Consider the following 26,726-nt stretch of genomic DNA (forward strand, 5'->3'; position numbering starts at 1 on the left):
TTGCGTACACCTTAAGGAAATATAATGAACGCTTTACTTCAGGGAAAAAAAGTGGCGCTGCTGCCGTTGGCAACGTTGATGTTGTTTGCGGCACCGCCCGCGGTTGAAGCCGCAGGTTTTATTGAAGACAGCAAATTAGATGGCACGCTGTACTACTGGCAGCGCCATCGCGAACGCAAAGATCTCAATCCCGATAGTAGCCATTACCAGCACTATCAAACCAATTTGCATCACAGCACGCTGACTGGCGCGCTGGATTATCAATCGGGCTATCTGGCGGACGTTGTCGGCGTTGATATCGCCGCCTTTGGAACCTGGGATCTGTTTGAAGGAAGCCCGGCACATCCTAACGAAATTAGCTTTAGCCATGGTCCCTCTATGTGGGAAGACCGCGGCGTCGGCGAAAAAAATAGCCTCGATCTTTATCGTGCAGCGCTGAAGTTCAAGGCCGGTGATTATTGGCTACGTGCCGGTTATATCCAGCCGAGCGGCCAGACGTTGTTGGGTACGCAGTGGGGATTTTTACCCGGCACCTATCAGGGTGTTGAAGTCGGAGCTGTATATGATTATGGCTCAGCCGGGGCGCTGTCGCTTTCATGGATGGGAGCCAACAAATATAAAGCGCCGTGGTATCGCAAAATGTACGAGTTTCGCGAAATTGACCGCCAGACGCGCATTCGCTATTTGCATTCGTTAGGCGGCAAATACGACTTCAAAAACGGCAACACGCTTGAGCTGGCGTGGGGAGAATCACCGCACTATCTCGATAAATATTTCGCCAAGGCCGCGCGTCAAACCACGCTTTGGGAAAATCCGCTGAGCATGAGCTGGCAATTTTACGGCTCGCAGGATCGTACGGGCCGCCATGATGTTTATGATGAATTCGCCTGGCAACAAGGGTTAACGCTGGCGTATCAGGTGGATCGTTATCAGTTCCGTCTGGAGGGCAGTGTGGTGCACTCGCCGGGTAAACAGGGCTATTACACCGTCGCGATGACCCCGATTTACCCTAACTCCGCAGGCCGCATCGATATGTGGTGGGACTCGCGTTCTGACTTTAATGCCGACGGCGAGAAGGCGTTGTTTGCCGGCATGATGGTCGATCTCAGCGATATCCTCTGGCCTGGCGTTAGCATCGGCGGCTCCTTTGCCTGGGGCTGGGATGGCAAACCAGCGCGCGGTGGTGATTGGTCACAGAACCAGCGCCTGACCGAAACCGCCATTAATGGCGATCTGGTCTGGCAGGTGCAATCCGGCTGGGCTAAAGACACCGTATTTAAACTGCATCTCACCGCCTTCAATAATCATAGCGATAACCCAAGTTGGGGTGGTGGCTATGGCAACGTTTTCCAGGACGAAAAGGACATCAAATTCCTGATGATTGCCCCTTTTAGCCTGTTTTAATCACTCACGACACAAAGGATGATGAGTATGAGGATTCGTTTCTCCGCGCTAACCGCAGCGCTGCTGGTGGCCGGTCTCGCGCACGCCGAAACCCAGGTTTTAATTAATCAGGTGGGCTACGACATTGCCGCACCGAAAAACGCGATAGTGCAATTGACTGGCGAATCACGCGTTAAACCGCCGGTCAACTTTGTATTGCTCGACAGTGAAACCAATCAGCAAGTACTGAGCGGCACTTTACAACCGCAGGGGGAAGTGCAGAGTTGGGGCGATCGCACCTTCTACCGTGCCGATTTCTCGGGTTGGAAAAAAGCGGGGCGCTACGTGCTGCAAACCACCAGTAGCGATGGTGACGTCCGTTCGGGGCCCTTTATCATCGGTGCCGATTTGCTGGAACGCTACACGCTTTCTGATGTGATTGCTTACTTCAAAAGCCAGCGCGTTACCGGCCTGTTTGACAAAGCCGATCAGAAACTCCCGCTGCCAGCCGGCACAGGATCGGGCACCGTTGATGTGCACGGTGGCTGGTATGATGCCACCGGCGATTACGGTGTACACCTGTCACACCAAAATCTAACCTCCTATTTTAATCCACAGCAGGCTCCGCTGGTGGCCTGGAGCCTCTTGCGTGGATATCAACATCTTGGCGAAAGGCATAATCAGAATTTTGATGAGTATCGCCGACGTATGCTGGATGAAGGTCTCTACGGCGCAGATTTCCTGGTACGCATGAAACGTCCTGGTGAATCGTTCTTCCAGGCCATCTCCTCTCCGGGTAAAGAGAAGCTGGCGCAGGATCGGGTCATTGCTAATCCGAATTGGCGCACGCAGATTAAAGAGAAAGAGTCAGATTCAACCATTGTTGAGGAAGATGCCGTTGGGCCATTGGCGTGGCAGGCAAGCTTCCGTTCCGGTGCCGGTATGTCGATTGCCGCGCTAGCGCTGGCTAGCACCATGGAAAATGACGGTAACTTCAGTCGCAAACAGTATCTGCAAACCGCCGAAGACGCCTTTGCTTTCCTGCAAAAACACAATGTGCAGATGGTTAACGACGGTAAGGAAAATATCGTTGATGACTATACCGCGCTGTTGGCGGCAACTGAACTGTATCGTGCTTCGCATAAAGCTGACTATTTGGCGGCAGCACAACAGCGGGCGCAAAGCCTGATGGCGCGCCTGACATCTCTGGATAACTGGCATGATTACTGGAGAGCGGATGCGCAGCAGCGTCCCTTCTTCCACCCATCGGATGCTGGCCTGCCGGTGATCGCGCTGCTGGAGTATGCCCGCATTGCGTCCCCCGATCAGCAGACAAAAATCAAAGATACGGTGAAACGTTCACTGGGCTTTGAGCTGGCGGTGACAAAAGAAACCAGTAATCCGTTTGGCTATGCACGCCAGCTGATTCAGCTAAAAAATGGCGAGAAGCGCACCAGCTTCTTCTTCCCGCATGACAGTGAAGCCGCGCCGTGGTGGCAGGGTGAAAATGCGCGCGTCGCGTCGCTGGCTGCGGCGGCACGTCAGGCAATGCCGCTGTTTGCTGATGACAAAGCCTTTACGCTGCAGCTGCAAAATTATGCCTGGGATCAGCTTAACTGGATTCTGGGGAACAATCCGTATGACGTTAGCATGCTGACTGGCAGCGGTTATCGCCATATCAGCTATCTGTTCTTCAATTCATGGAAATACACCACGCTGCCGGGTGGCATTGTTAACGGTATTACCGGTGCATCCAATCAGGTTGCCGATGGCATCGCCTTCGACGAAGGTTATGCGGTTACACGAAAAGACGATGACTGGCGCTGGGCGGAGGGTTGGTTGCCTCATTCGGCCTGGTACTTGTATGCGGTCAGCTTACCTGACCGTCAGTAATCTTCACATTTGCCCGGCTTTTTCGCCGGGCATTTCTGTTTCACGCATCATCACTAATTGCATATTGTTACGGCAAACACCGGCAGTTCCTTGATTTTCGCCTACCACTTCCCGCGCCTCACCGCTAGAATGCAAACATCCTTGTCCCGCCAGATTGCCTCTTTTTACGGTTGAGCTGCGTTTAGCAGGTGGGTTGAGGGCCAGTTGAATGAACAAAGGTCAGGAATAGATGCGGATATTGCTCAGCAACGACGATGGAATTCATGCTCCCGGCATTCAGACGCTGGCTCGCGCGCTACGTGAGTTTGCTGAGGTGCAGGTGGTTGCGCCCGATCGCAATCGCAGTGGCGCATCAAACTCTCTGACATTAGAAACCCCGTTGCGCACTTTTACCCATGAAAATGGCGATATTGCCGTACAGATGGGGACGCCGACCGATTGCGTGTTTCTCGGTGTCAACAAGCTGATGCAGCCGCGTCCCGACATTGTCGTGTCGGGTATTAACGCCGGGCCTAATCTTGGCGATGACGTGATCTATTCCGGAACGGTTGCTGCGGCCATGGAGGGCCGGCATCTTGGACTGCCTGCACTCGCCGTCTCGCTCAATGGACATCAGCACTATGCTACCGCTGCGAGCGTAACCTGCACTCTGCTGCGCGCGCTCTCGCGGGTGCCATTACGTACCGGCCGCATTCTCAATATCAATGTCCCCGATCTACCGTTAGCCGAAATCAAAGGTTTTCGCGTCACACGCTGTGGTAGCCGCCATCCGGCCGATCAAGTGATCTGTACCGAGGATCCGCGCGGCCAGCCACTGTACTGGATTGGTCCGCCGGGTGAGAAGCTGGATGCTGGTCCGGATACGGATTTTGCCGCCGTCGATGCGGGCTATGTATCGCTTACCGCGCTACATGTGGATCTGACTGCACATGCTGCGCAAGAGGTATTGAGCGACTGGCTGCTGCAAGCCGAGGTAAAGCTGGCATGGTGAATCGGCGCATCGAAACGCTTTTGGAGCAACTGCGCGCGCAGGGCATTCATGATGAAAACCTGCTGAAAGCCATTGCTGAAGTGCCTCGTGAGCGTTTTATCGATGAGGCATTTGAGCATAAAGCGTGGGAAAACGTTGCCCTGCCCATTGGCAGCGGTCAGACCATCTCACAGCCTTATATGGTGGCGCGGATGACCGCACTGCTCGAACTCACACCGGAATCGCGCGTGTTGGAAATCGGCACCGGTTCGGGTTATCAGACCGCGATTCTGGCGCATCTGGTCAATCATGTTTACTCCGTAGAACGAATTAAAGGGTTGCAGTGGCAGGCTAAGCGCCGCCTCAAGCAACTCGATCTGCATAACATATCAACGCGGCATGGTGATGGCTGGCAGGGCTGGGCAGCGCGCGGTCCGTTCGATGCCATTATCGTGACTGCAGCGCCACCTGAAATTCCGACTTTGCTGATAGCGCAATTGGGCGAAGGCGGCAAAATGGTGCTGCCGGTGGGCGAGGACCAGCAAGTGTTGAAGCGTTTACGTCGCCAGGGCGGAGAACTGATTGAAGAAATCATAGAACCTGTCCGGTTTGTACCGCTGGTGCAGGGCGATCTGGCCTGAGCCGTTATTACGCAATTCTTCACAACTGTTACATGGCACGGCACAGTTGATATTGTTACTATCCTTGTTTATCAATGCTAAAAACCGTTTTTGACGTTACGCGCAGTGAATAATGCGGTTTCAGTCGTTACACATTAATATTCAGGGTTGCCATCACGGGGGATCAGTGAGCATGGGAAGCACAGTATTTCAATTACGCCGTTTGGCGGCACTTTCTTTGGTAGGTTTTTGGCTGGCGGGCTGTAGCTCAGGCGATAATACTCAGGCACCCATTAGCCAGGTAGGCAGTAACGGCGGCGACAGCGGTATGGCTTCAGCCCCAAGTGGTGGCATGATCTCCTCGCAAAACAGCGGTGTGCCAGCGATGCCGCGTGGTGGAATGTTAAGTGGTGGTACTTCTTCAGCGCCAACCTCTGGTGCAATGGTTAGTGATAATAATAATGTGACCACAGAAAATGGTCATATTGTGTACAATCGAAATTATGGGAATATTCCGAAAGGTAGCTACGGTGGCGAGACTTATACCGTAAAACGCGGTGATACCCTGTTCTATATTGCCTGGATTACCGGCAACGATTTTCGCGATCTGGCTCAGCGCAATAACATTGCAGCCCCATATGGCTTGACCGCAGGCCAAACGCTGCAGGTAGGTAACGCGAATGGCCAGACGATTACCGGCGGCAATGCGATAACCGTAGCGGATGCAACCCAGGGGGGCGTGCCTGCAACGCCAAACCAGACGCAAATTAAATCGACCCCTGTTGCACAGCAACCTGTTATTACGTATTCTGATGATTCGGGTAATTCGTCAGGTAGCAAATTGCTGCCGTCGAAAGGAGCAAATAATGTGGCAACGACCACAGCTCCGGTTGTCGCACCACCTACAGTCAGCAGCACGACAAATAGCACAACTCCAGTGGGAAGCTGGCGTTGGCCGACTGATGGGAAGATCATCGATAACTTCTCCGCTGCGGAAGGCGGAAACAAAGGAATCGATATCGCCGGTTCGCGTGGACAACCTGTTGTCGCCACAGCTTCGGGAAGAGTGGTGTACGCAGGCAACGCGCTCCGCGGGTATGGCAATTTAATCATCATCAAACACAATGATGACTACCTGAGTGCCTACGCCCACAACGACTCTATGCTGGTCCGGGAACAACAGGAAGTTAAGGCGGGGCAAAAAATCGCTACCATGGGTAGCACCGGTACCAGTTCAGTAAGATTGCACTTTGAAATTCGTTACAAGGGGAAATCCGTAAACCCGTTGCGTTATTTACCGCAGCGATAATCCGGCAGAACCTTGGTTCTGCCCTTGGATCACGGGTAGGAGCCGCTAATGAACCAGAATACGCTGAAAGTTACCGATTTAAATGAAGATGCGGAATTCGAGGAAAACAACGGAGCTGAGGTTTTTGATGAGAAGGCTCTCGTTGAGAACGAACCTAGTGATAACAACGACGTAGCGGAAGAAGAGCTGTTGTCACAGGGTGCGACGCAACGCGTTTTGGATGCGACGCAGCTTTACCTCGGAGAGATTGGTTACTCACCACTGCTGACGGCAGAAGAAGAAGTCTTCTTTGCGCGCCGTGCACTGCGGGGTGATATTCCTTCTCGCCGCCGCATGATTGAAAGTAACTTACGCTTGGTGGTAAAGATTGCCCGCCGTTATAGCAATCGTGGTCTGGCTCTGCTGGATCTGATTGAAGAGGGTAATCTTGGCCTGATTCGCGCTGTAGAGAAGTTTGACCCAGAACGTGGGTTCCGTTTCTCAACATACGCCACCTGGTGGATTCGTCAGACAATTGAACGGGCGATCATGAATCAAACCCGTACTATCCGTCTGCCGATTCACATTGTTAAAGAGCTGAATGTTTATCTGCGTACCGCGCGTGAACTTTCGCACAAGCTTGATCATGAGCCAAGTGCTGAAGAAATTGCCGAGCAGTTAGACAAGCCAGTTGATGATGTCAGCCGTATGCTGCGTCTCAACGAGCGCATCACCTCGGTTGATACACCTTTAGGTGGCGATTCCGAAAAAGCGCTGCTGGATATCCTGGCCGATGAAAAAGACAACGGCCCGGAAGACACCACGCAGGACGATGATATGAAACAAAGCATCGTTAAGTGGTTGTTTGAACTGAATGCCAAGCAGCGTGAAGTGTTGGCGCGTCGTTTCGGCCTATTAGGCTATGAAGCGGCAACGCTGGAAGATGTGGGCCGTGAAATCGGGTTGACCCGTGAACGTGTCCGTCAGATTCAGGTGGAAGGGCTGCGTCGTCTGCGCGAAATCCTGCAGACACAGGGCCTGAACATTGAAGCACTGTTTCGTGAATAAGCGTTAACTAACCAGTAAAAAAGGTGACCTTTAGGTCACCTTTTTTTTTCCTGGATTCAGACGATTATGAGGATACGCAATGCACTGATTGTTTATCCCCAGCTAATGCTAGACCAGCGTTTTGAGCCGGTAAATCCATTCCAGCGCTTGTTTTGGCGTTAGACTATCGGGATCCAGCGCCTCAAGAGCGTCGACTGCCGGAGAGGTTTCAGCGACCAAAAGCTGCATTTGTGATCCTTCAACCGTTGATGCAGCAGAACTGCCAGATAACGCTTCCAGCTCTTTAAGCTTGTTACGCGCGCGCTTAATTACCTCTTTAGGTACGCCCGCCAACGCTGCTACAGCAAGACCATAACTTTTACTCGCCGCACCATCCTGTACGCTGTGCATAAAGGCGATGGTATCGCCATGCTCAACGGCATCCAGGTGCACATTCACCACGCCTTCCATTTTCTCAGGCAGGGTTGTCAGCTCAAAATAGTGGGTGGCGAACAGCGTCATGGCCTTAATGCGATTTGCCAGGCTCTCGGCGCACGCCCATGCCAGCGATAGCCCATCATAGGTAGAAGTGCCGCGACCAATTTCATCCATCAACACCAGGCTATTTTCGGTGGCGTTATGCAGAATGTTGGCGGTTTCAGTCATCTCTACCATAAAGGTTGAGCGACCAGAAGCCAGATCGTCGGCTGCACCAACGCGGGTAAAAATACGATCAATTGGGCCGATGACCGTCTCTTCCGCCGGCACATAGCTGCCAATCCACGCCATTAATGCAATCAATGCAGTCTGGCGCATATAGGTACTTTTACCACCCATATTCGGCCCGGTGATGATCAACATGCGACGCTGGGGTGAGAGCGATAGCGGGTTAGCGATAAAGGGCTCTTTTAGCACCTGTTCAACCACAGGATGGCGCCCAGCAGTAATACGAATGCCGGCTTTTTCTTGTAACACCGGACGGCAGTAATTAAGTGTCCAGGCACGTTCGGCCAGGTTTGCTAACACATCCAGTTCTGATAGCGCGGCCGCGCTGATTTGCAGCGCTTCGAGATGTGGCAATAAGCGATCGAATAACTCATCATAAAGGCCTTTTTCCAGCGCCAGCGCTTTGCCTTTCGATGTCAGAACTTTGTCTTCGTACTCTTTCAGTTCAGGAATGATATAACGCTCGGCATTTTTAAGCGTCTGGCGGCGTACGTAGTGAATTGGTACCAGATGACTTTGTCCGCGACTAACCTGAATGTAATAGCCGTGGATGGCATTAAAGCCGACTTTGAGCGTGTCCAGCCCCAGCTTTTCACGCTCACGGATCTCCAGACGATCAAGATAATCGGTCGCGCCATCCGCCAAAGCTCGCCATTCATCCAGTTCTGCATTATAGCCGGGTGCAATCACGCCACCGTCGCGCACCAGTACCGGCGGAGATTCAATGATGGCCTGCTCCAGCAGCTCGCGCAGTTCCTTGAACTCACCCATTTGCGATCGCAGATTGACCAGCTGAGTTGCCTCAGCCCCTTCAAGCAGCTGATTTAATTCCGGGAGCTGCTGGAAAGCGTGGCGCATACGCGCTAGATCGCGTGGGCGAGCGGTGCGGAGTGCCAGGCGCGCCAGAATACGCTCCAGATCGCCTACCTGCCGCAACACTGGCTGCAAATCCTGACTAAGCGATTGCAACTCAGCGATAGATTCCTGACGGCGTGCGATAGTGGTGACATCGCGCAGCGGCATATGCAGCCAGCGTTTCAGCATGCGGCTGCCCATTGGCGTAACTGTTTTATCCAGGATCGCCGCCAGCGTATTCTCGATGCCGCCTGCCAGATTCTGAGTGATCTCCAGATTACGGCGCGTAGCAGCATCCATAATCACGCTGTCCTGCTGACGCTCCATACTCAGCGAGCGGATATGCGGCAGCGAGGTGCGTTGCGTATCTTTGACATATTGCAACAGGCATCCTGCGGCGCGCAGGGCAAGATGCGCCTGTTCGACGCCAAAGCCACTGAGATCGCGGGTACCAAATTGCAGATTGAGCTGCTGGCGCGCAGTATCGATTTCATACTCCCAAAGAGGACGACGGCGCAGGCCGCGGCGCTGGTCAATCAGCGCCATGGCCTGAAAATCTTCGGGGTAGAGTAACTCGGCCGGATTAGTGCGCTGCAACTCGGCTGCCATGGTTTCCAAATCGGCAGGTTCACTTAGGCGGAATCGACCAGAACTGATATCCAGTGTTGCATAGCCAAAACCGCGCTGGCTCTGGAAGATGGCGGCGAGGAGATTATCCTGACGCTCTTGTAGCAACGCTTCATCACTGATGGTGCCGGGCGTAACAATGCGCACGACTTTTCGCTCTACCGGGCCTTTGCTCAGGGCGGGATCGCCAATCTGCTCACAGATCGCTACTGATTCGCCGAGCTGGACCAGCTTTGCCAGATAACCTTCTACTGCATGGTAAGGCACGCCGGCCATTGGGATCGGTTCACCCGCGGATGCACCGCGTTTGGTTAACGAGATTTCCAGCAGCTGCGAGGCGCGTTTCGCATCATCGTAAAACAGCTCATAGAAATCGCCCATGCGATAAAACAGCAGAATGTCAGGATGATCGGCCTTCAGGCGCAGGTATTGCTGCATCATGGGCGTGTGGATGGCGAGATCCTTGTCAATAGACTCTTTCATAATACCCTAACTTGTTTTATTGATTTCAGGTGCACGTAATGGCTAACCATAAGCTTTTGATTTAACTTCCTAAAATCGAAATTCTATCTCTAATGTATCCAGGTTACTTTGCAGAAGAGTGCCTGGTGGTGCTGAACGGATGGAGGCAAAAGTAAGTGAAAATCATCATCATGGCCGACTGCGGTCAAAAATGCGACCGGTTAACATCAAACCAGAAATGATTACCATTAGCCGTATCTTATCACTGACAACAACTGAGTTTCACCAGCGGGATTGAGGATAAAGGGATGTGTTACTCAAAGGGCCTGGCCCTTCTCTCAATGCATATCCAGCGGGAAAGACGTTAACAGAGTAACCACCGGAAATGCATCGGATTTTGCTAGTTTTGGTCACGCACGCGAGGCGGCTCGCAAGATTACACGCTTGTCTAAACAATCACTTCAGAACGGGAATAGAGGGGGAATGACATGCCTATCAAAATAGGCTAACTGTCGTATCTTTCCCGGCAGGTAACGCAAAAAGTGGGAGGAGATTAATCTTGCTTGGGGGGCGCCTCAATTATAGGCCATAGTAAATGTTGCGTTGGCATTGGCGGTTCCGCCATCAATAGGGTCGCTGAGCTGATAATAGCGAGCAATCAAAGGCACACTAAAGTTTCCCGCTCTAGTCACCGTGCCGAAATCTACTGGCGAACCCAATTTTATAGGTGTTGTACCTTTTAATAACTGAATGCCAATCCCTTTCGCCTGATCTTCACCTGCATTTAAGGCTAAGACACTAGCTGGACCAGCGATGGGGCCATCAAGCGTAACGCTGACTCTGACATTTTCATCACAGTCGAGGTCAATATTAAACCCTTTCGGTTTAGCTGTGGTTCCAACGCCCTTAAAGTCTAAACTACTTACATTAGCGAGTTTGACATCAATTACCGTATTTTTTACGCTGCAGGCCACAGGAATGATTTTATTACTGCCGGTTAAGGACAATGAGGTGTAATATCTTGGATCAGTCACACTCAGCGCCCGACCAATTTCTCCCGTTGTAATTTCACCTGCTCCAACCGAGTTAGCACTCGTTTTGACTAGTTCAACCTGGTAACTGAGTAAAAAGAATGGATTATCTGCTTCGCCCTTTTCTTCAAAAGGATATGCCCATTCATTGGCTCCTGACTGCTTAATCCTGATCCCAATACCGCTAATGTTAGTATTGAATACCCGGTTGCCATATGAACTTAGCGTATTGAAAAGCACTGTTCTTCCCCCCCAAGTCCAGTCCGTGGTACACACAAACACAGCATTATTTGATCCTAATACATATTTAGACGCCACAATGTGCCCAATCGGTGCGTCGCGGGGGACATATATATCACCAAAGTTTACTGAGGTTTTTACCGGTCCGGTGTGGCCGGGCATCCATTTACAAACGGCTAAAGCTGAATCTGAGATTATTAATAATGTCACCAGAATAAAATAGAACAGTGAGGTTCTCGTTTTCATTTTGTTCCCTGGTTATCCTTCTTATATATCATTTTTTGATTTTTTAAATGTTACTTCCAAAAGCATAAGTGATATTAAATACTATTCTTTATGCCGCGCATAAATCTGCTATTGCTACACTCTTCATTCTAAAATCAGCGCTGAGTGCTGTTGAAGATAATTGCCTGTAATACTTTAAAGTTGCTGCTGTAGATAGTTTAAATTCTTTTCCGTTTTAGCGGCAACAGGGGAATGTCCTGGGTTTGCGTGGGAAAATGCTTAAGTTTTGAGTGTAAAAAAATCAGCTCTTCCTGCTCGAAATAGCAAGAATCGCGGATATGGCATACATGATTATTGCAATCCTCTAAAACGGCGAAAAAATGACACCTTTTTAAGACATAGCTCTGTATCCCTCTCCGATGAACGATTACCATTAGTGATTACGTTTTCACTTGGCTTATGGATATCCAATGCGTTTTAAGGTTGCTCTTCTCCCGCTTATTATTCTGCTCGCTGCCTGCAGCAGTAAGCCTGCATCCCATCAGCAACCCGCCGTTGTTCCTGCACCAAAAGGCGGTTTCTTACTTGAGCCTTCACATGCTGTTCAACCCATGTTTGGCGATTTTGCCGGTAACCCTGCCGCCGAGCAGTTTATCGACCAAATGGTGGCAAAACATGGCTTTAACCGTGAACAACTGCATGCCGTTATTGGCCAGGCGAAGCGATTGGATTACGTGTTACGTCTGATGGATCAGCAGGCCCCGAGCTATACGCCGCCAACCGGTCCAAATGGCGCGTGGATACGCTATCGCAATAAATTTATTACGCCGGATAACGTGCAGAATGGCGTGGCATTCTGGAATCAGTATCAGGATGCGCTCCAACGCGCCCAGCAGGTTTACGGCGTACCGCCGGAAATCATTGTCGGCATTATTGGTGTGGAAACACGTTGGGGCAGGGTGATGGGTAAAACGCGTCTGCTAGATGCATTAGCAACGCTGTCATTCAGCTATCCACGTCGTGCGGCCTACTTTAGCAGCGAACTGGAGACCTTCCTGCTGATGGCGCGCACAGAACAAGATGATCCGCTGGATCTACGCGGCTCATTTGCCGGGGCGATGGGCTATGGGCAGTTTATGCCGTCTTCATATAAAGAGTATGCCGTCGATTTTAATGGCGACGGACATATCAATCTTTGGGATCCGGTTGATGCGATTGGCAGCGTAGCTAATTACTTCAAAGAACATGGCTGGCGTGCGGGCGAAAACGTAGCGGTGCCCGCCAGCGGTCAGGCTCCGGCACTTGAGAATGGCTTTAAGACCCGCTACCCGGTAAGCACATTAGCCGCAAGTGGTTTAACGCCGCAGGGCTCCCTGGACGGAAACAATCAGGTTAGCTTATTGCGTTTAGATCTCGGCACCAGTTATCAATATTGGTATGGCCTGCCTAACTTTTACGCCATCACGCGCTATAACCACAGTACGCACTATGCCATGGCGGTGTGGCAGCTAGGTGAAGCCGTCGCGAAAGCGCGCCAGGGCAACATGCTTTAATGCTGTCCATATAAAGTGTATGGGTATAAGATGGCGCCCCTTTTGCGGTGCCATCTTCACCGCATCCGACTTCTGAGGAGCGCTTATGAGTACCTTACCTGCTTGCCCTGTCTGCCAGGCTGATTACACCTGGCAAGATGGCGATAACCTGAATTGCCCATCTTGTGGACATATCTGGACCGCAAATGCCGATGATGCAGCGGAGGGTTTAGTGGTCCGCGATGCGAATGGCAACCTGTTAGTGGATGGCGATAGCGTTACCGTGGTCAAAGATCTTAAGGTTAAAGGCAGCTCTTCCACGCTGAAAATTGGTACCAAAGTAAAAAGCATTCGCTTAGTCGAAGGCGATCATAATATTGATTGCAAAATTGATGGCTTTGGTCCGATGAAACTCAAATCTGAGTTTGTGAAAAAGAACTAATGACAGGACGGCACTGCGCCGTCCTGCCTGTTTCAACTCAGCAAACGATCCACGTCCTCGCACTGTTCCGCTGTCAGCTCGCCACCATAATTGCGCGAGTAAGCGTTCATGGAGCCAAATCGGCGAGCAACGGCAGTTTTAATGGTGGTAACAAAATCATCACCAATGCTGTAAATCGCCATCAGTTTTCCGATGCGCTGTTGGATCTCACAGAGCTGTGCTAAATCGTCCGCACGCCAGGCCTGCATCGCGCGAGCAAACAGTTCGGGCACAATATTGTTCAATCCTGAAATCACCCCGGATCCGCCCGCTAAAAGATTGGGCAGTAAATATTCGTCGTAGCCGGAAAGCACGGTGAAATCGCTGCGCACCTTTTTCGTTTCTTCAATTAACGCACGGTTGTGCGACAAACAATCCATGGTGTCTTTAATACCGATAAAATTAGGCAACTCTGCCGCCAGTTCCGCCACCAGGTTAGGCGTTAAATCGCAGCCGGTGCGTGCAGGAAAATTATAGGCAAACCATTTGCCGCCTAACTGTTTATCCAGAGCTTTGAAATAGCTCAGCAGCTGTTTCTGTGTCTGCCCATAATAATAGGGGGGTAACACCATCACAGCATCAAACCCGCTTTGCCAGGCGGCATTTGCTAGCTGCAACATATCCGGGATGCAGGTGCTTGAGACATTGGCCACCATCGTCAGCGGCGAAAGTTGTCTCGCTTCGCGTATCAGTAATAGCCGCTCCTGCTGAGTAAGCGATGCAAACTCGCCAATGCTGCCCATCAACAGCAGGGTATCAATACCCGATTGACTGAGACGTGAAAAGTGTCGCCCGAGCGCATCCATATCCAGATTATTGTTGCTGTCAAAGGGCGTCACTGATGGACACCATACGCCGGTTAATACAGGTTGCGCAGACATAGCTATCTCCATCATAAAAATGAAACGTCGTTTTAATTTAGTGTCATCGACGTACGCTAACCAGTCGGCGGGGCTAAAAAGGTGAGGTATCGCACTTTTCTCTTTCTATTCTGAAGAGAAAAGCAGGTAGTGTGTGCCTCTTCAGCCAAGACAGGAGCATTGCCATGCAAGACTGGAATCCACAGTTGTATCGTCAATTCGAATCTGAGCGTACGCGTCCGGCGCGAGAGCTATTGGAGCGTATACCGCACACAGATGTGCGCTTTGCTGTCGATCTCGGCTGCGGCCCTGGAAACAGTACGGAGTTGTTGACCCACGCCTGGCCGAATGCGCAGATAACCGGCATTGACAGCTCTGAAGCGATGTTGGTGCAGGCACGTGAGCGGCTACCAAATTGCCATTTTCAGCAGGCGGATATTCGCACCTGGCAAGCCGAGCAACCGCAGCAGGTCATCTATGCAAACGCTTCATTACAGTGGTTAACCGATCACCCTACGTTACTGCCACATCTGGTGAACCAGCTGGCCGTCGGTGGCGTATTGGCTATTCAAATGCCCGACAATCTTGAAGAACCATCACACCGCTTGATGCGTGAAGTCGCTGCGAGTGAAAAATGGCAGGGGCTGATTTCGCCGCAGGCGGCCGACCGCAAACGGCTGCTTACCACCGATCGCTATTACGATCTGTTAACTGATGCGGGCTGTCAGGTTGATATCTGGCGTACGACCTATTATCACCTGATGGCGGATACGCAGGGCATCATTACCTGGTTGCGCGCCACCGGGCTACGTCCTTTCCTCTCGGCGCTGGATGAAGCGCAGCAAGCTGCCTTTCTCCATGATTACCATCAGGCACTGATTCCTGCCTATCCTGTTCGCAATGATGGCCGGGTTTTGCTGGCTTTCCCGCGACTGTTTATGGTTGCAGTGAAAACCCGTTAAGGTAACTGGAAGCGAGTGCGCAGAATTGGTCGATCAAGGTTGAAAAGGGCTTTTCGGCGCACCATTTACTGCTAACGTTAAGCGCCACACCGGGAGAAGCCAATGAACGATGAACAGTTACAGCACTTAAGTCGCCACATTGGCGAGCAGTTGAAGAGACGTAAGGCCACGGTAACCGCGGCGGAATCGTGTACCGGGGGCTGGATTGCCAAAGTGTTTACTGACATTAGCGGAAGCTCCGCCTGGTTTGAGCGCGGTTTCGTGACGTACAGTAATGAAGCTAAGCAGCAGATGGTGGGCGTACATCGTACGACATTAGAGCAGTATGGCGCCGTTAGCGAACAAACTGTGCGTGAAATGGCAAGCGGCGCCAGACAGGCAGCGTCGGCAGAATACGCAATTGCTGTCAGTGGCATTGCGGGACCGGATGGCGGCTCTGTCGATAAACCAGTGGGTACCGTCTGGTTTGCTATTGCGGGTCCAGAGGGGCGCGTATTAGCGCAGCGTAAGATCTTTGCCGGTGACCGGGATGCAGTACGTCGTCAGTCAGTAGCTTGGGCGCTACAAACACTGCTTGATGAATTTCTGACAAATTAAACTTGATACTGTATGACCATACAGTATAATTAGCAGCAACAGAACGAGCGACATACTTGATGTCGGCTCACCCAGTATGATTAGGAGTAGAAATGGCGATCGACGAGAATAAACAGAAGGCTTTAGCTGCCGCACTGGGCCAGATTGAGAAGCAATTTGGTAAAGGCTCCATCATGCGCTTGGGTGAAGACCGCTCAATGGATGTCGAAACCATCTCTACGGGTTCACTGTCACTGGATATCGCGCTTGGCGCGGGTGGCTTGCCGATGGGACGTATCGTTGAGATTTACGGACCAGAATCTTCAGGCAAAACTACGCTGACCCTGCAGGTTATTGCTGCCGCGCAGCGCAAAGGCAAAACCTGCGCCTTTATCGATGCTGAACACGCGCTGGATCCCGTGTATGCAAAAAAACTGGGTGTCGATATCGACAACCTGCTGTGCTCGCAGCCGGACACCGGCGAGCAAGCGCTGGAGATCTGTGATGCGCTGGCACGCTCAGGTGCGGTTGACGTGATCATCGTCGACTCCGTGGCAGCACTGACGCCGAAAGCGGAAATTGAAGGCGAGATCGGTGATTCGCATATGGGTCTGGCCGCGCGTATGATGAGCCAGGCGATGCGTAAGCTGGCCGGTAACCTGAAGCAGTCCAACACGCTGCTGATCTTCATAAACCAGATTCGTATGAAAATTGGTGTGATGTTCGGTAACCCAGAAACCACAACCGGTGGTAATGCACTGAAATTCTACGCCTCTGTCCGCTTGGATATCCGCCGCATCGGTGCGATCAAAGAGGGCGATGAAGTGGTGGGTAGCGAAACCCGCGTGAAAGTCGTGAAGAACAAAATTGCGGCACCGTTTAAGCAGGCTGAATTCCAGATCATGTACGGCGAAGGTATTAACACCTTTGGTGAATTGGTGGATCTTGGCGTGAAACACAAACTGGTTGAAAAAGCCGGTGCGTGGTACAGCTATAACGGTGAGAAAATTGGTCAAGGTAAAGCGAACTCAACCAACTTCCTCAAAGAGAATCCGGCGATCGCTAATGAAATCGACAAGAAGTTACGTGACTTGCTGTTGAGCGGAGATGCCGCGGCGGCAGAGACTGCGACTATCTCTGCTGAGGATCGCGAAGAAGCTAGCGAAACCAACGAAGATTTCTAAAATAACAACGGGAGCAGAAATGCTCCCGTTTTGCTTTTCCCCCGCCAGCGCTTTTCCTCCTCGTCTTCTTGCTTTACCCTGCGACCCTGCACGACGGTTAGAACAAGGTTGATCACATGTCATCATCATCAGCGGCACCTGCACCAACATATTCCCGTTTACTCGACCGTGCCATGCGCATTCTTGCGCAGCGTGACCATAGCCGCGAAGAGTTGAAGCGTAAACTTCAGCTCTCTTCCCAACGCGCCGCTTACCTACAGCAGCAAGAAAACATACCGATTCCAGAAGAGTTACTGGAGAAAGTTCTCGACTGGTGTCAGGAAAGCGGATGGTTAAACGACCAGCGCTTTACTGAACGCTTCATTCAAAGCCGTGCCCGAAAGGGGTATGGTCCTCAGCGCGTCCGGATGGAGCTGCAGCAAAAAGGGATCGACCGGGACGAGATTAACCAGGCTCTATTTGATACAGAGGTTGACTGGAGCCAGTGTGCTGCCGATCTCGCCAGGCGCAAGTTTGGCGAGCCATTGCCCCAAACCTGGGCTGAGAAAAGCAAAGTGCAGCGCTTTTTAATGTCAAAAGGCTTTATGATGGAAGATATTCAGGCTGTTTTCAGAAATAGTGACGACTGAAAGGCGATGTGATTTTACTTCCCACTGAAGAAAATTTATCTTATTCCCACTTTTTGTTCCTCAATCAGCGGCAGGCCGGATGGATGTGGTTTGTCTGCGAAAGGGAACGTTCGTTAGCGTGATTCCAGGAATTTTATGAGCAAGAGCACTGCTGAGATCCGTCAAGCGTTTCTCGATTTTTTTCATAGCAAGGGGCATCAGGTTGTAGCTAGTAGCTCCCTCGTGCCAAACAACGATCCGACATTGCTGTTTACCAATGCCGGAATGGTCCAGTTTAAAGACGTTTTCCTCGGGCAGGACAAGCGCGACTATAGCCGTGCAACTACGTCCCAACGTTGTGTACGTGCCGGTGGCAAGCATAACGATTTAGAAAACGTGGGCTACACGGCGCGTCACCACACCTTCTTTGAAATGTTGGGCAACTTCAGCTTTGGCGATTACTTCAAGAAAGAGGCGATCGCTTATGCATGGGAACTGCTGACGGGTGAGCAGTGGTTTAAGCTGCCAAAAGAGCGTCTCTGGGTGACCGTCTATGAAACTGACGATGAAGCCTTTGAAATTTGGGCCAACGATATTGGTGTACCGCGTGAGCGTATTATCCGTATCGGTGACAACAAAGGTAGCGCCTACGCATCTGATAATTTCTGGCAGATGGGCGACACTGGCCCTTGTGGCCCGTGTACCGAGATTTTCTACGATCATGGCGATCATATCTGGGGTGGCCCTCCGGGCAGCCCGGAAGAGGATGGCGATCGTTACATCGAGATCTGGAACATCGTCTTTATGCAGTTTAACCGTCAGGCCGACGGTACCATGCAGCCGCTGCCAAAACCTTCCGTCGATACCGGTATGGGGCTGGAGCGTATTGCTGCGGTGTTGCAGCACGTTAACTCCAACTACGAAATCGACCTTTTTGCCAAATTGATCAAATCCGTTGCGCAGGTGACTGGTGCGACCGATCTGGATAATAAGTCGCTGCGCGTTATTGCTGACCATATTCGCTCTTGCGCCTTCCTGATCGCCGATGGTGTGATCCCGTCGAATGAAAACCGCGGCTATGTATTGCGTCGTATCATTCGTCGCGCAGTGCGTCATGGCAACATGCTGGGGGCGAAAGATGCTTTCTTTTACAAGCTGGTAGCGCCATTGATTGAAGTGATGGGCGCAGCGGGTGAAGATCTGAAGCGTCAGCAGAAGCATGTTGAAAATGCGCTGAAAAATGAAGAAGAGCAGTTTGCTAAAACTCTGGAGCGTGGACTGGCGCTGCTGGATGATGAACTGGCGAAATTGCAGGGCGATACGCTTGACGGCGAAACGGTCTTCCGTTTGTACGATACCTTCGGCTTCCCGGCGGATCTGACGGCTGATGTGTGCCGCGAACGCAATCTGAAGATCGATGAAGCGGGCTTTGAAGCGGCAATGGAACAACAACGCCAGCGCGCGCGTGAAGCCAGTGGTTTTGGTGCTGACTACAACAATGTTATCCGCATTGATGCTGCGACCAACTTTAAAGGTTATGACCATCTGGAACTGAATGCTGTTGTTCAGGCACTGTTCGTTGATGGCCAGCAAGTTGAGCAGATTGACGCAGGCCAGGATGCGGTTGTCGTTCTCGAGGAAACGCCATTTTACGGCGAGTCGGGTGGACAGGTTGGCGATACCGGCGTGCTGACTGGGCAGAATGCTGAATTTAGCGTTCAGGATACGCAGAAGTATGGTAAAGCGATTGGTCATATCGGTAAGCTGAGCCACGGTCAATTACGCGTTGGCGATCGTTTACATGCGCAGGTTGATGAAGCTCGCCGCGCACGCATCCGACTGAACCACTCCGCCACGCACTTGCTGCATGCTGCGCTGCGTCAGGTTTTAGGTGACCACGTTGGACAGAAAGGCTCACTGGTTAACGACAAGTATCTGCGTTTCGACTTCTCGCATTTTGAGGCGATGAAGCCGCAGGAAATCCGTCAGGTTGAGGATATTGTCAATGCGCAGATTCGCCGCAACCTTGCGGTTGAAACGGAGATCATGGACCTCGACGACGCGAAACAGAAAGGCGCAATGGCGCTGTTTGGCGAGAAATATGATCAGCGCGTCCGTGTGCTGACCATGGGCGATTTCTCTACCGAGCTGTGTGGTGGTATCCACGCACTTCGTACCGGTGATATCGGTCTGTTCCGTATTCAGTCTGAATCGGGTACTGCGGCCGGTGTACGTCGTATCGAAGCCGTAACGGGTGAAGGCGCACTGGCGCAAATTAATGCGCAGAGCCAACAGTTGCAGGATGTCGCGCAGCTGGTGAAGGCCAACAGCAGTAATCTCAACGAGAAAGTGCGCGGCCTGGTTGATCACGTCCGCGCGCTGGAAAAAGAGTTACAACAACTTCGCGATCAGCAAGCAGCGCAGGAAAGCGCTTCACTGAGCAGCAAAGCAGTTGAAATTAAAGGCACTAAGTTGTTAGTGAAAGAACTGAGCAATGTTGAGCCAAAAATGTTGCGTACCATGGTTGACGATCTGAAAAACCAGTTAGGTTCTGCCATTATCGTGCTGGCAACCGTTGATGAAGGAAAAGTTTCACTGATTGCTGGCGTGACCAAAGATCTCACTGACCGCGTAAAAGCTGGCGAACTGGTGGGCGAACTGGCCTCTCAGGTTGGCGGTAAAGGCGGTGGTCGCCCAGATATGGCTCAGGCAGGCGGAACCGATCCGCAGGCGCTGGCTGGCGCGCTGGCTGGCGTGCAGGAATGGGTCAGTAACCGACTGTAACGTATAAAACTTCGCATTGTGATAAGCGCCAGAAGCCCGTTTTCTGGCGCTTTTTTAACGCGGTGCGCACCAGGTAATGACAAAGTCCGGTTGATGTAGTGTATTTCGGCTAAACTAACTATCAGCAGAATGTATTGGCATGGCGAAGCACAATGGTGTATTTGTCATAGGCATTGTTCAGCGTTATATGATGGATACGGCCGGGAGACCGAACAAGCCCGACTCTTTTAATCTTTCAAGGAGCAAAGAATGCTTATTCTAACTCGTCGAGTTGGTGAAACCCTCATGATTGGCGATGAGGTGACTGTAACGGTGCTGGGTGTTAAGGGTAACCAAGTCCGCATTGGTGTTAACGCGCCTAAAGAAGTTTCGGTACATCGCGAAGAGATCTATCAGCGTATTCAAGCCGAAAAAACTCAGCAAACGAGTTACTAACGGATTCAGCGCCTCGCTAATCAGCGAGGCGCTACCGGTTTCCTCTATCTTTCTGCCTTTTCTCTCTCTTTCTCTCTCATCTTCCTTTCGCGTTCCTGAATGTCTTTGTTCCCATTTTATTATCTGTAACGTCCTTTCTTTGTTGATAAATCACTCTTTTTGTCGTCAAAACATCCGAATTGAGTGTCATTTGTGCAATCAAACAAATGGCTGGAAATAAATGTTTGACTTATAAGTCCGGGAAAGTAATATGTGCGCCACGCAGTGCCGATGAGCAGAAACAAGTTCAGAAGCACGGTTCGGAAGAACGCGTAAGGTGAGGTGGCCGAGAGGCTGAAGGCGCTCCCCTGCTAAGGGAGTATGCGGTCAAAAGCTGCATCCGGGGTTCGAATCCCCGCCTCACCGCCATTTCCGATGCATCCATAGCTCAGCTGGATAGAGTACTCGGCTACGAACCGAGCGGTCGGAGGTTCGAATCCTCCTGGATGCACCATTCGGAAAGATGAAGTAAGAGTGAACGAGCAGTTCCTTTCATGGTGAGTTGTTAGCACCCTGCGTTGTACAAGAATTAATTCGATGCATCCATAGCTCAGCTGGATAGAGTACTCGGCTACGAACCGAGCGGTCGGAGGTTCGAATCCTCCTGGATGCACCATATTCTCGAATATGGAAAGTGCCTCAGTGTGTCATGGCGTGATAAACGTTCAGTAAACACTAAGGAGGATAACGTTGCTTTAGCAACGGCCTGAAGGGCGAGGCGGTAGCCGAGTAATCCTCCTGGATGCACCATTCTTAGTATCATCCTCAGGTTGTTTCAGTTAGTCCATCGTAAGAAAACCTCAATGCATCCATAGCTCAGCTGGATAGAGTACTCGGCTACGAACCGAGCGGTCGGAGGTTCGAATCCTCCTGGATGCACCATTCCTCTTCAAACCTCTCAAAATTTCTTCAGCGGTAACTCGATGCATCCATAGCTCAGCTGGATAGAGTACTCGGCTACGAACCGAGCGGTCGGAGGTTCGAATCCTCCTGGATGCACCATCTCTTCTTCGATACTTTTCTGTTTTTGACTCTCAGTTTCTGAATCCTGCGGCAATCAAATCAACTTGTAAAAAAATCGCTGAATTAACCGGCGTTTATCTTCGGCATTGCACTCTGACCTTTTTCCTAAAACGAAAAATGCTAATGCTTTCAAAGCATTTGCGGTTAAGCGCGCCTGGCGACAACCTGAGCGCATTACGCTAAAGTAATGGCTCATTTTGTGGTACTCGACGGAGTGACAATGTACGACCAATATGACGCCCTGATTTTCGATATGGACGGCACCATTCTCGATACTGAGCCGACACATCGAAAAGCCTGGCAGCAGGTGTTGAGCCGCTATGGTTTCACCATGGATGAAGAAAAAATGGTGGGTTTCAACGGTGCGCCAACCTGGCAACTGGCGCAGTTCATTGTTGAGCAGAATAATGCCAGTCACGATCCACATCTGCTGGCGGCGGAAAAAACCGCTGCACTGAAAGCAATGCTGTTGGATGATGTGCGCCCGCTTCCGTTGATGGACGTCGTCAAGGCTTATCATGGTCGTCGTCCGATGGCGGTAGGCACCGGCAGCGAGCACAGTCTGGCGAAAGCACTGCTTGAAGAGTTAGGTGTTTACCACCTGTTTGATGCGGTTGTCGGGGCTGATGACGTACAGCGTCATAAACCGCAACCGGATACCTTTTTACGCTGCGCCGAATTGATGGGTATCGCGCCCGAGCGCTGTGTGGTGTTTGAGGATGCTGACTTTGGCGTACAAGCCGCTAAAGCAGCAGGCATGGACGTGGTTGATGTCCGTTTACTGTGAATGAATTCCTGACCTATGGATCGTTATTCGGCAGTAGCTTTCTGAGCGCAACCCTGTTACCGGGAAGCTCGGAAGCGGTGCTGGTAGCACTGCTGATCGCTCAAAAGGGCTCGGTTTATGGATTGTTATTGGCTGCATCAGTGGGAAACACGCTGGGTGGCCTGACCAACATTCTTCTTGGTCGCCTGATGCCGCTTAAAAAGCAAGGGCGATGGCACGACACAGCAATGACGTGGTTACACCGATTGGGACCTGCAGCACTGATTTTTAGCTGGCTGCCGGTAGTGGGCGACTTACTTTGCGTGCTTGCAGGTTGGTTACGCTTTGCCTGGCTGCCTTCGGTGCTGTTCCTCACCATCGGTAAAACGCTGCGTTATATCGTTATCGCGACTGCCACCTTACAAACTTTGCAATGGTGGCATTGATTCGCACAGATTCGAGGCTACGGTTAACATTATGCTGAACAAAAATAAATTATTCACACAGCGGGAGGTTAATGTGATCCCGGACGTATCAAAGGCGCTTTCCTGGCTGGAAGCGCATCCTGACGCGTTAAAGGGTATCGGCCGTGGTATTGAGCGCGAATCATTACGCGTCAAGCCCGATGGTCACCTGGCAACGACAGGACATCCTGAGTCACTCGGTTCCGCGCTCAAGCACGATTGGATTACCACCGATTTTGCTGAAACGCTGATGGAGTTCATCACGCCAGTTGATCAGGACATCGATCGATCGCTGGCCTTCCTGCGTGATATTCACCGTCATGTGGCGCGTGAATTGGGCGAGGAACGTTTGTGGCCTTTTAGCATGCCTGGCTACATTGATGACGTTAATAGCATTGAGCTAGCGCAGTATGGCAGCTCTAATATCGGCAAAATGAAAACGTTGTATCGACAGGGGCTTAAAAACCGTTACAGCGCGCTAATGCAGATCATCTCTGGCGTGCATTACAACTTTTCGCTGCCGCTGTCGTTCTGGCAGGAATGGGCGGATGTGAAAGATGCAGAAAGCGGTAAAGAGACCATCTCTGCTGGCTATCTGCGCTTAATTCGCAACTATTATCGCTTTGGCTGGGTGATTCCGTATCTGTTTGGTGCCTCACCGGCAATCTGCTCCTCTTTCCTGCAGGGGCGTGAAAGTACGTTGCCGTTTGAAACTGATGGCAAGGGGACGTTGTGGCTACCTCACGCTACGTCATTGCGCTTAAGCGATCTGGGTTACACCAATAAATCGCAGAGCGGATTAGGCATCACCTTCAACTCGCTGGAAGGCTACGTAGCGGCTCTGAAAGCAGCGATTAAAACGCCGTCGGAAGAGTATGCGGCGATGGGCACCAAAGATGCCGAAGGCAACTGGCTACAGCTGAATACCAATGTGCTGCAGATTGAAAATGAGCTGTATGCGCCGATTCGTCCGAAACGCGTGACGCGTTCAGGCGAGGCACCGTCCGATGCGTTGCTGCGCGGCGGTATCGAATACATTGAAGTGCGCTCACTGGATATCAACCCATTCTCCGCAATCGGTGTAGATGCCGATCAGGCACGTTTCCTCGATCTGTTCCTGATTTGGTGTACGCTGGCCGATGCGCCAGAAATGAGTTCAGATGAGCTTCTGTGTACGCGTAATAACTGGAATCGCGTCGTGATGGAAGGGCGTAAGCCGGGTCAGGTTATTGCTGTGGGCTGTAGCGAAACAGAACACACGCTGGTTGAAGTGGGCAAGGCTCTGTTTGCCGATCTGCGTCGCGTGGCGGAAGTCCTCGACAGCAATCATGGCAACACGCAATATCAACAGGTTTGCGATCAACTGGTGGCATCATTTGACGATCCTGAGCTAACCTATTCGGCGCGCATCCTCCATGCCATCAAAGAAAACGGTTTGACCGGCGCAGGCGTGGCATTGGCGGAACAATATCGTCATCTGTTGTGCGAGGAGTCGCTAGAGATTCTTACTGAAGATGATTTTAGTCGTCAGGCGCGGGAATCGGTACAGGCACAAGAGAAGCTGGAAGAGAGCGATACGCTGGATTTCGAAAGCTACCTTGCAGGTCGCGAAGGCTAGAAAAGAAAATGGCCACATCAATGTGGCCAAAATTAACATCTCTGTTGTCAGGGATGATGATAACAAATGCGCGTCTTTCATATATTCAGACGTTGGGCGAACAGAAAAGTTTCATCGTTTTAAAAAAAATTCCAAAACAGGAGGTGACGTATGCCACTACTGGATAGTTTTACTGTTGATCACACCATCATGGGCGCACCCGCAGTGCGCGTAGCAAAAACCATGAAGACTCCGCATGGCGATACCATCACCGTTTTCGACCTGCGTTTCTGCCGTCCGAATATCGACATTCTGACTGAGCGTGGCATTCATACGCTGGAGCATCTGTTTGCCGGCTTTATGCGTAATCACCTGAATGGTGATGGCGTAGAAATCGTTGATATCTCGCCAATGGGCTGCCGCACCGGTTTCTACATGAGCCTGATTGGTACGCCTGACGAGCAGCGCGTGGCAAAAGCCTGGAAAGGCGCGATGGAAGATGTGCTGAAGGTTAAAGAGCAGAGTCAGATTCCTGAACTGAACGAATACCAATGCGGTAGCTACAAGCTGCACTCACTGGATGAAGCGCAGCAGATCGCGCGCAATGTGCTGGCTCACGACATTGGCGTGAACCGCAACGAAGATCTGAAGCTTCCGGCTGAGAAGTTGAAAGAGCTGCACATTTAGTTGAAATGGTGCTTATGCACAATGAAAAACGCCGCGATTATCGCGGCGTTTTTGTTTGCTGACTTCAGGATCCAATGGAGGATTTCAGCGCATGATGCGGCGTGATGCGTATCTGCTTAACCATGTTGTCCTGCACATCGAGGATATCAATATCGTAAGCACCTAGCGTAACGCGCGTATCGACCAGCGGAATCTCTTCCAGCGCTTCCAGCAGCATGCCGTTAATGGTGCGGGCATCCTCTTCCGGCAATGTCCAGTTGAAGGCTTTATTGATTTCACGCACGTTGGCGCTACCTTCAATGATAACGGAGCCGTCATTTTGGGGCATTACCTCTTCGGCGAGAGACGGCGACATTGAAGTGGTGAAATCGCCCACGATCTCTTCCAGTATGTCTTCAATGGTCACTAATCCTTTGATATCACCATATTCATCCACGACAAGACCGACTTTCTTCTTATTACGCTGAAATTTTACCAGTTGTACGTTAAGCGGCGTGCCTTCAGGCACATAGTAAATTTCATCGGCAGCACGCAACAGACGATCTTTGTTGAACTCTTTTTTCTCGGTCATCATGCGCCATGCTTCACGTACGCGCAGCATGCCGACGCAATCGTCCAGTGAATCGCGGAACAGAACGATGCGTCCATGTGGCGAATGACTAAGTTGACGCACAATGGATTTCCAGTCGTCATTGACGTTGATGCCGACGATTTCATTGCGTGGCACCATAATGTCGTCCACGCTGACTTTCTCCAGATCGAGTACTGAGAGCAGCATGTCCTGATTGCGACGCGACATCAGCGAGCGTGACTCATGCACAATGGTGCGCAGCTCTTCTTTGCTGAGCGCTGAATTGATTGAACCATCGGTTTTAATGCCCACCATACGCATTAAAATCCTGGTGATGGTATTCAGCAGCCACACCAGCGGCAGCATCACATATTGCAGTGGCGCCAGTAACACACTGCTTGGATAGGCCACCTTCTCTGGATAAAGCGCAGCAATCGTCTTCGGCAGCACTTCAGCAAATACCAGCACCACAAACGTCAGGATACCGGTAGCAATCGCTACGCCAGCATCGCCATACAGGCGCATACCAACAATAGTGCCGAGAGCGGAAGCGAGGATATTGACGAGGTTGTTGCCGATTAAAACCAGGCTGATCAGGCGATCGGGGCGACGCAGTAATTTTTCCACACGGCGTGCGCCGCGGTTACCGCTTTTCGCTTTATGGCGCAGCTTGTAACGGTTGAGCGTCATCATACCGGTCTCTGAACCGGAGAAATACGCAGAGACCAGCACCATGATGACCAGCGTAATGATCAGCGTGGTGGTTGAAACGTGTTCCAACACAAAATCC

General features: G+C 51.4%; 22 protein-coding genes and 5 tRNA genes. 23 read left to right on the plus strand and 4 right to left on the minus strand.

Going from position 1 to position 26,726, the window contains the following annotated elements:
• Positions 1 to 24: 24 nt before the first annotated feature.
• The 6 genes from ACIP6T_RS19790 to rpoS all read left to right on the plus strand — a co-directional run bounded on the left by ACIP6T_RS19790 (position 25) and on the right by rpoS (position 7,222).
• Positions 25 to 1,404, plus strand: a complete 1,380-nt coding sequence (locus tag ACIP6T_RS19790) for an OprD family outer membrane porin (protein ID WP_345828520.1) — start codon at positions 25 to 27, stop codon at positions 1,402 to 1,404.
• A gap of 27 nt (positions 1,405 to 1,431) precedes the next feature.
• Positions 1,432 to 3,276 (plus strand): glycoside hydrolase family 9 protein, encoded by a 1,845-nt coding sequence (locus tag ACIP6T_RS19795; protein WP_400458523.1) that lies wholly within the window; start codon positions 1,432 to 1,434, stop codon positions 3,274 to 3,276.
• A 229-nt stretch (positions 3,277 to 3,505) separates the two neighbouring features.
• On the plus strand, positions 3,506 to 4,267 hold the full coding sequence (gene surE, locus ACIP6T_RS19800) for a 5'/3'-nucleotidase SurE (RefSeq protein WP_400458524.1): 762 nt from the start codon (positions 3,506 to 3,508) through the stop codon (positions 4,265 to 4,267).
• On the plus strand, positions 4,261 to 4,887 hold the full coding sequence (locus tag ACIP6T_RS19805; RefSeq protein ID WP_061719940.1) for a protein-L-isoaspartate(D-aspartate) O-methyltransferase: 627 nt from the start codon (positions 4,261 to 4,263) through the stop codon (positions 4,885 to 4,887). Before surE ends, ACIP6T_RS19805 begins: the two co-directional genes overlap by 7 nt.
• Positions 4,888 to 5,059: 172 nt before the next feature.
• The gene (gene nlpD, locus ACIP6T_RS19810; protein ID WP_097096267.1) at positions 5,060 to 6,175 is read left to right on the plus strand and encodes a murein hydrolase activator NlpD; all 1,116 of its coding nucleotides are present in this window, start codon (positions 5,060 to 5,062) and stop codon (positions 6,173 to 6,175) included.
• A gap of 48 nt (positions 6,176 to 6,223) precedes the next feature.
• Complete coding sequence (gene rpoS / locus ACIP6T_RS19815) at positions 6,224 to 7,222, plus strand: RNA polymerase sigma factor RpoS (protein WP_097096268.1); 999 nt, start codon at positions 6,224 to 6,226, stop codon at positions 7,220 to 7,222.
• 108 nt (positions 7,223 to 7,330) lie between these two features.
• On the opposite strand, the gene mutS is transcribed toward rpoS, so the two are convergent.
• Positions 7,331 to 9,892 (minus strand): DNA mismatch repair protein MutS, encoded by a 2,562-nt coding sequence (gene mutS, locus ACIP6T_RS19820; RefSeq protein WP_400458527.1) that lies wholly within the window; start codon positions 9,890 to 9,892, stop codon positions 7,331 to 7,333.
• A gap of 554 nt (positions 9,893 to 10,446) precedes the next feature.
• The gene (locus ACIP6T_RS19825; RefSeq protein WP_400458529.1) at positions 10,447 to 11,388 is read right to left on the minus strand and encodes a fimbrial protein; all 942 of its coding nucleotides are present in this window, start codon (positions 11,386 to 11,388) and stop codon (positions 10,447 to 10,449) included.
• Positions 11,389 to 11,837: 449 nt separating this feature from the next.
• On the opposite strand from ACIP6T_RS19825, the gene mltB reads away from it, so the two are divergent.
• Together mltB and ACIP6T_RS19835 are read left to right on the plus strand one after the other, a co-directional pair.
• A complete protein-coding gene (mltB, locus tag ACIP6T_RS19830; protein ID WP_400458531.1) occupies positions 11,838 to 12,920 on the plus strand; it encodes a lytic murein transglycosylase B in 1,083 nt (360 codons plus the stop codon).
• Positions 12,921 to 13,005: 85 nt separating this feature from the next.
• On the plus strand, positions 13,006 to 13,341 hold the full coding sequence (locus ACIP6T_RS19835; protein WP_400458533.1) for a zinc ribbon domain-containing protein YjdM: 336 nt from the start codon (positions 13,006 to 13,008) through the stop codon (positions 13,339 to 13,341).
• A 32-nt stretch (positions 13,342 to 13,373) separates the two neighbouring features.
• Here the strand turns inward: ACIP6T_RS19835 and ACIP6T_RS19840 are convergent, their stop codons facing one another.
• The gene (locus ACIP6T_RS19840; RefSeq protein WP_400458535.1) at positions 13,374 to 14,261 is read right to left on the minus strand and encodes a dihydrodipicolinate synthase family protein; all 888 of its coding nucleotides are present in this window, start codon (positions 14,259 to 14,261) and stop codon (positions 13,374 to 13,376) included.
• 164 nt (positions 14,262 to 14,425) lie between these two features.
• Between ACIP6T_RS19840 and tam the strand changes: the two genes are divergently transcribed.
• The 15 genes from tam (at position 14,426) to luxS (ending at position 25,365) form a co-directional block, all read left to right on the plus strand.
• Positions 14,426 to 15,202 carry a trans-aconitate 2-methyltransferase gene (gene tam / locus ACIP6T_RS19845; RefSeq protein ID WP_400458537.1) on the plus strand — a complete coding sequence of 259 codons (777 nt, stop codon included), beginning with the start codon at positions 14,426 to 14,428 and terminating at the stop codon, positions 15,200 to 15,202.
• Between the two features lie 102 nt (positions 15,203 to 15,304).
• Positions 15,305 to 15,799 (plus strand): nicotinamide-nucleotide amidase, encoded by a 495-nt coding sequence (pncC, locus tag ACIP6T_RS19850; protein WP_097096304.1) that lies wholly within the window; start codon positions 15,305 to 15,307, stop codon positions 15,797 to 15,799.
• A gap of 92 nt (positions 15,800 to 15,891) precedes the next feature.
• Positions 15,892 to 16,962: a recombinase RecA gene (recA, locus tag ACIP6T_RS19855; RefSeq protein WP_345828557.1), complete on the plus strand. Its 1,071-nt coding sequence runs from the start codon at positions 15,892 to 15,894 to the stop codon at positions 16,960 to 16,962.
• Between the two features lie 116 nt (positions 16,963 to 17,078).
• A complete protein-coding gene (locus ACIP6T_RS19860; protein WP_400458540.1) occupies positions 17,079 to 17,591 on the plus strand; it encodes a regulatory protein RecX in 513 nt (170 codons plus the stop codon).
• A gap of 135 nt (positions 17,592 to 17,726) precedes the next feature.
• Positions 17,727 to 20,354 (plus strand): alanine--tRNA ligase, encoded by a 2,628-nt coding sequence (gene alaS / locus ACIP6T_RS19865; protein ID WP_400458542.1) that lies wholly within the window; start codon positions 17,727 to 17,729, stop codon positions 20,352 to 20,354.
• Positions 20,355 to 20,603: 249 nt separating this feature from the next.
• Positions 20,604 to 20,789 (plus strand): carbon storage regulator CsrA, encoded by a 186-nt coding sequence (gene csrA / locus ACIP6T_RS19870; RefSeq protein WP_004155916.1) that lies wholly within the window; start codon positions 20,604 to 20,606, stop codon positions 20,787 to 20,789.
• A gap of 315 nt (positions 20,790 to 21,104) precedes the next feature.
• Positions 21,105 to 21,197 (plus strand) — tRNA-Ser (locus tag ACIP6T_RS19875).
• 8 nt (positions 21,198 to 21,205) lie between these two features.
• Positions 21,206 to 21,282, plus strand: a tRNA-Arg gene (locus ACIP6T_RS19880).
• 85 nt (positions 21,283 to 21,367) lie between these two features.
• Positions 21,368 to 21,444: transfer RNA gene (locus tag ACIP6T_RS19885), tRNA-Arg, on the plus strand.
• A 189-nt stretch (positions 21,445 to 21,633) separates the two neighbouring features.
• Positions 21,634 to 21,710, plus strand: a tRNA-Arg gene (locus ACIP6T_RS19890).
• 43 nt (positions 21,711 to 21,753) lie between these two features.
• A tRNA-Arg gene (locus tag ACIP6T_RS19895) sits at positions 21,754 to 21,830 on the plus strand.
• Positions 21,831 to 22,071: 241 nt separating this feature from the next.
• Positions 22,072 to 22,638 (plus strand): fructose-1-phosphate/6-phosphogluconate phosphatase, encoded by a 567-nt coding sequence (yqaB, locus tag ACIP6T_RS19900; RefSeq protein ID WP_097096307.1) that lies wholly within the window; start codon positions 22,072 to 22,074, stop codon positions 22,636 to 22,638.
• A complete protein-coding gene (locus ACIP6T_RS19905; RefSeq protein ID WP_097096308.1) occupies positions 22,635 to 23,063 on the plus strand; it encodes a YqaA family protein in 429 nt (142 codons plus the stop codon). The genes yqaB and ACIP6T_RS19905 overlap by 4 nt, the downstream gene beginning before the upstream one ends.
• Before the next feature lie 31 nt (positions 23,064 to 23,094).
• On the plus strand, positions 23,095 to 24,699 hold the full coding sequence (gene gshA, locus ACIP6T_RS19910) for a glutamate--cysteine ligase (RefSeq protein WP_097096309.1): 1,605 nt from the start codon (positions 23,095 to 23,097) through the stop codon (positions 24,697 to 24,699).
• Positions 24,700 to 24,849: 150 nt separating this feature from the next.
• Complete coding sequence (gene luxS / locus ACIP6T_RS19915) at positions 24,850 to 25,365, plus strand: S-ribosylhomocysteine lyase (protein ID WP_097096310.1); 516 nt, start codon at positions 24,850 to 24,852, stop codon at positions 25,363 to 25,365.
• A gap of 64 nt (positions 25,366 to 25,429) precedes the next feature.
• Here luxS and ACIP6T_RS19920 read toward each other — a convergent pair whose 3' ends face one another.
• Positions 25,430 to 26,716, minus strand: coding sequence for an HlyC/CorC family transporter (locus ACIP6T_RS19920; protein WP_345828580.1), 1,287 nt, complete (start codon positions 26,714 to 26,716; stop codon positions 25,430 to 25,432).
• Between the last annotated feature and the right edge of the window lie 10 nt (positions 26,717 to 26,726).

The organism is Pantoea sp. NPDC088449 (genome assembly GCF_044753225.1).
GTDB classification, from domain to species: domain Bacteria; phylum Pseudomonadota; class Gammaproteobacteria; order Enterobacterales; family Enterobacteriaceae; genus Pantoea; species Pantoea floridensis.

Coding starts and splice junctions, on each gene's coding strand:
- recA (WP_345828557.1), top strand. CDS start 15,892: ATGGCGATCGACGAGAATAAACAGAAGGCTTTAGCTGCCGCACTGGGC.
- nlpD (WP_097096267.1), top strand. CDS start 5,060: ATGGGAAGCACAGTATTTCAATTACGCCGTTTGGCGGCACTTTCTTTG.
- mltB (WP_400458531.1), top strand. CDS start 11,838: ATGCGTTTTAAGGTTGCTCTTCTCCCGCTTATTATTCTGCTCGCTGCC.
- pncC (WP_097096304.1), top strand. CDS start 15,305: ATGAACGATGAACAGTTACAGCACTTAAGTCGCCACATTGGCGAGCAG.
- ACIP6T_RS19860 (WP_400458540.1), top strand. CDS start 17,079: ATGTCATCATCATCAGCGGCACCTGCACCAACATATTCCCGTTTACTC.
- ACIP6T_RS19790 (WP_345828520.1), top strand. CDS start 25: ATGAACGCTTTACTTCAGGGAAAAAAAGTGGCGCTGCTGCCGTTGGCA.
- surE (WP_400458524.1), top strand. CDS start 3,506: ATGCGGATATTGCTCAGCAACGACGATGGAATTCATGCTCCCGGCATT.
- mutS (WP_400458527.1), bottom strand. CDS start 9,892: ATGAAAGAGTCTATTGACAAGGATCTCGCCATCCACACGCCCATGATG.
- gshA (WP_097096309.1), top strand. CDS start 23,095: ATGCTGAACAAAAATAAATTATTCACACAGCGGGAGGTTAATGTGATC.
- tam (WP_400458537.1), top strand. CDS start 14,426: ATGCAAGACTGGAATCCACAGTTGTATCGTCAATTCGAATCTGAGCGT.
- rpoS (WP_097096268.1), top strand. CDS start 6,224: ATGAACCAGAATACGCTGAAAGTTACCGATTTAAATGAAGATGCGGAA.
- luxS (WP_097096310.1), top strand. CDS start 24,850: ATGCCACTACTGGATAGTTTTACTGTTGATCACACCATCATGGGCGCA.
- yqaB (WP_097096307.1), top strand. CDS start 22,072: ATGTACGACCAATATGACGCCCTGATTTTCGATATGGACGGCACCATT.
- ACIP6T_RS19840 (WP_400458535.1), bottom strand. CDS start 14,261: ATGTCTGCGCAACCTGTATTAACCGGCGTATGGTGTCCATCAGTGACG.
- csrA (WP_004155916.1), top strand. CDS start 20,604: ATGCTTATTCTAACTCGTCGAGTTGGTGAAACCCTCATGATTGGCGAT.
- ACIP6T_RS19805 (WP_061719940.1), top strand. CDS start 4,261: ATGGTGAATCGGCGCATCGAAACGCTTTTGGAGCAACTGCGCGCGCAG.
- ACIP6T_RS19835 (WP_400458533.1), top strand. CDS start 13,006: ATGAGTACCTTACCTGCTTGCCCTGTCTGCCAGGCTGATTACACCTGG.
- ACIP6T_RS19795 (WP_400458523.1), top strand. CDS start 1,432: ATGAGGATTCGTTTCTCCGCGCTAACCGCAGCGCTGCTGGTGGCCGGT.
- alaS (WP_400458542.1), top strand. CDS start 17,727: ATGAGCAAGAGCACTGCTGAGATCCGTCAAGCGTTTCTCGATTTTTTT.
- ACIP6T_RS19825 (WP_400458529.1), bottom strand. CDS start 11,388: ATGAAAACGAGAACCTCACTGTTCTATTTTATTCTGGTGACATTATTA.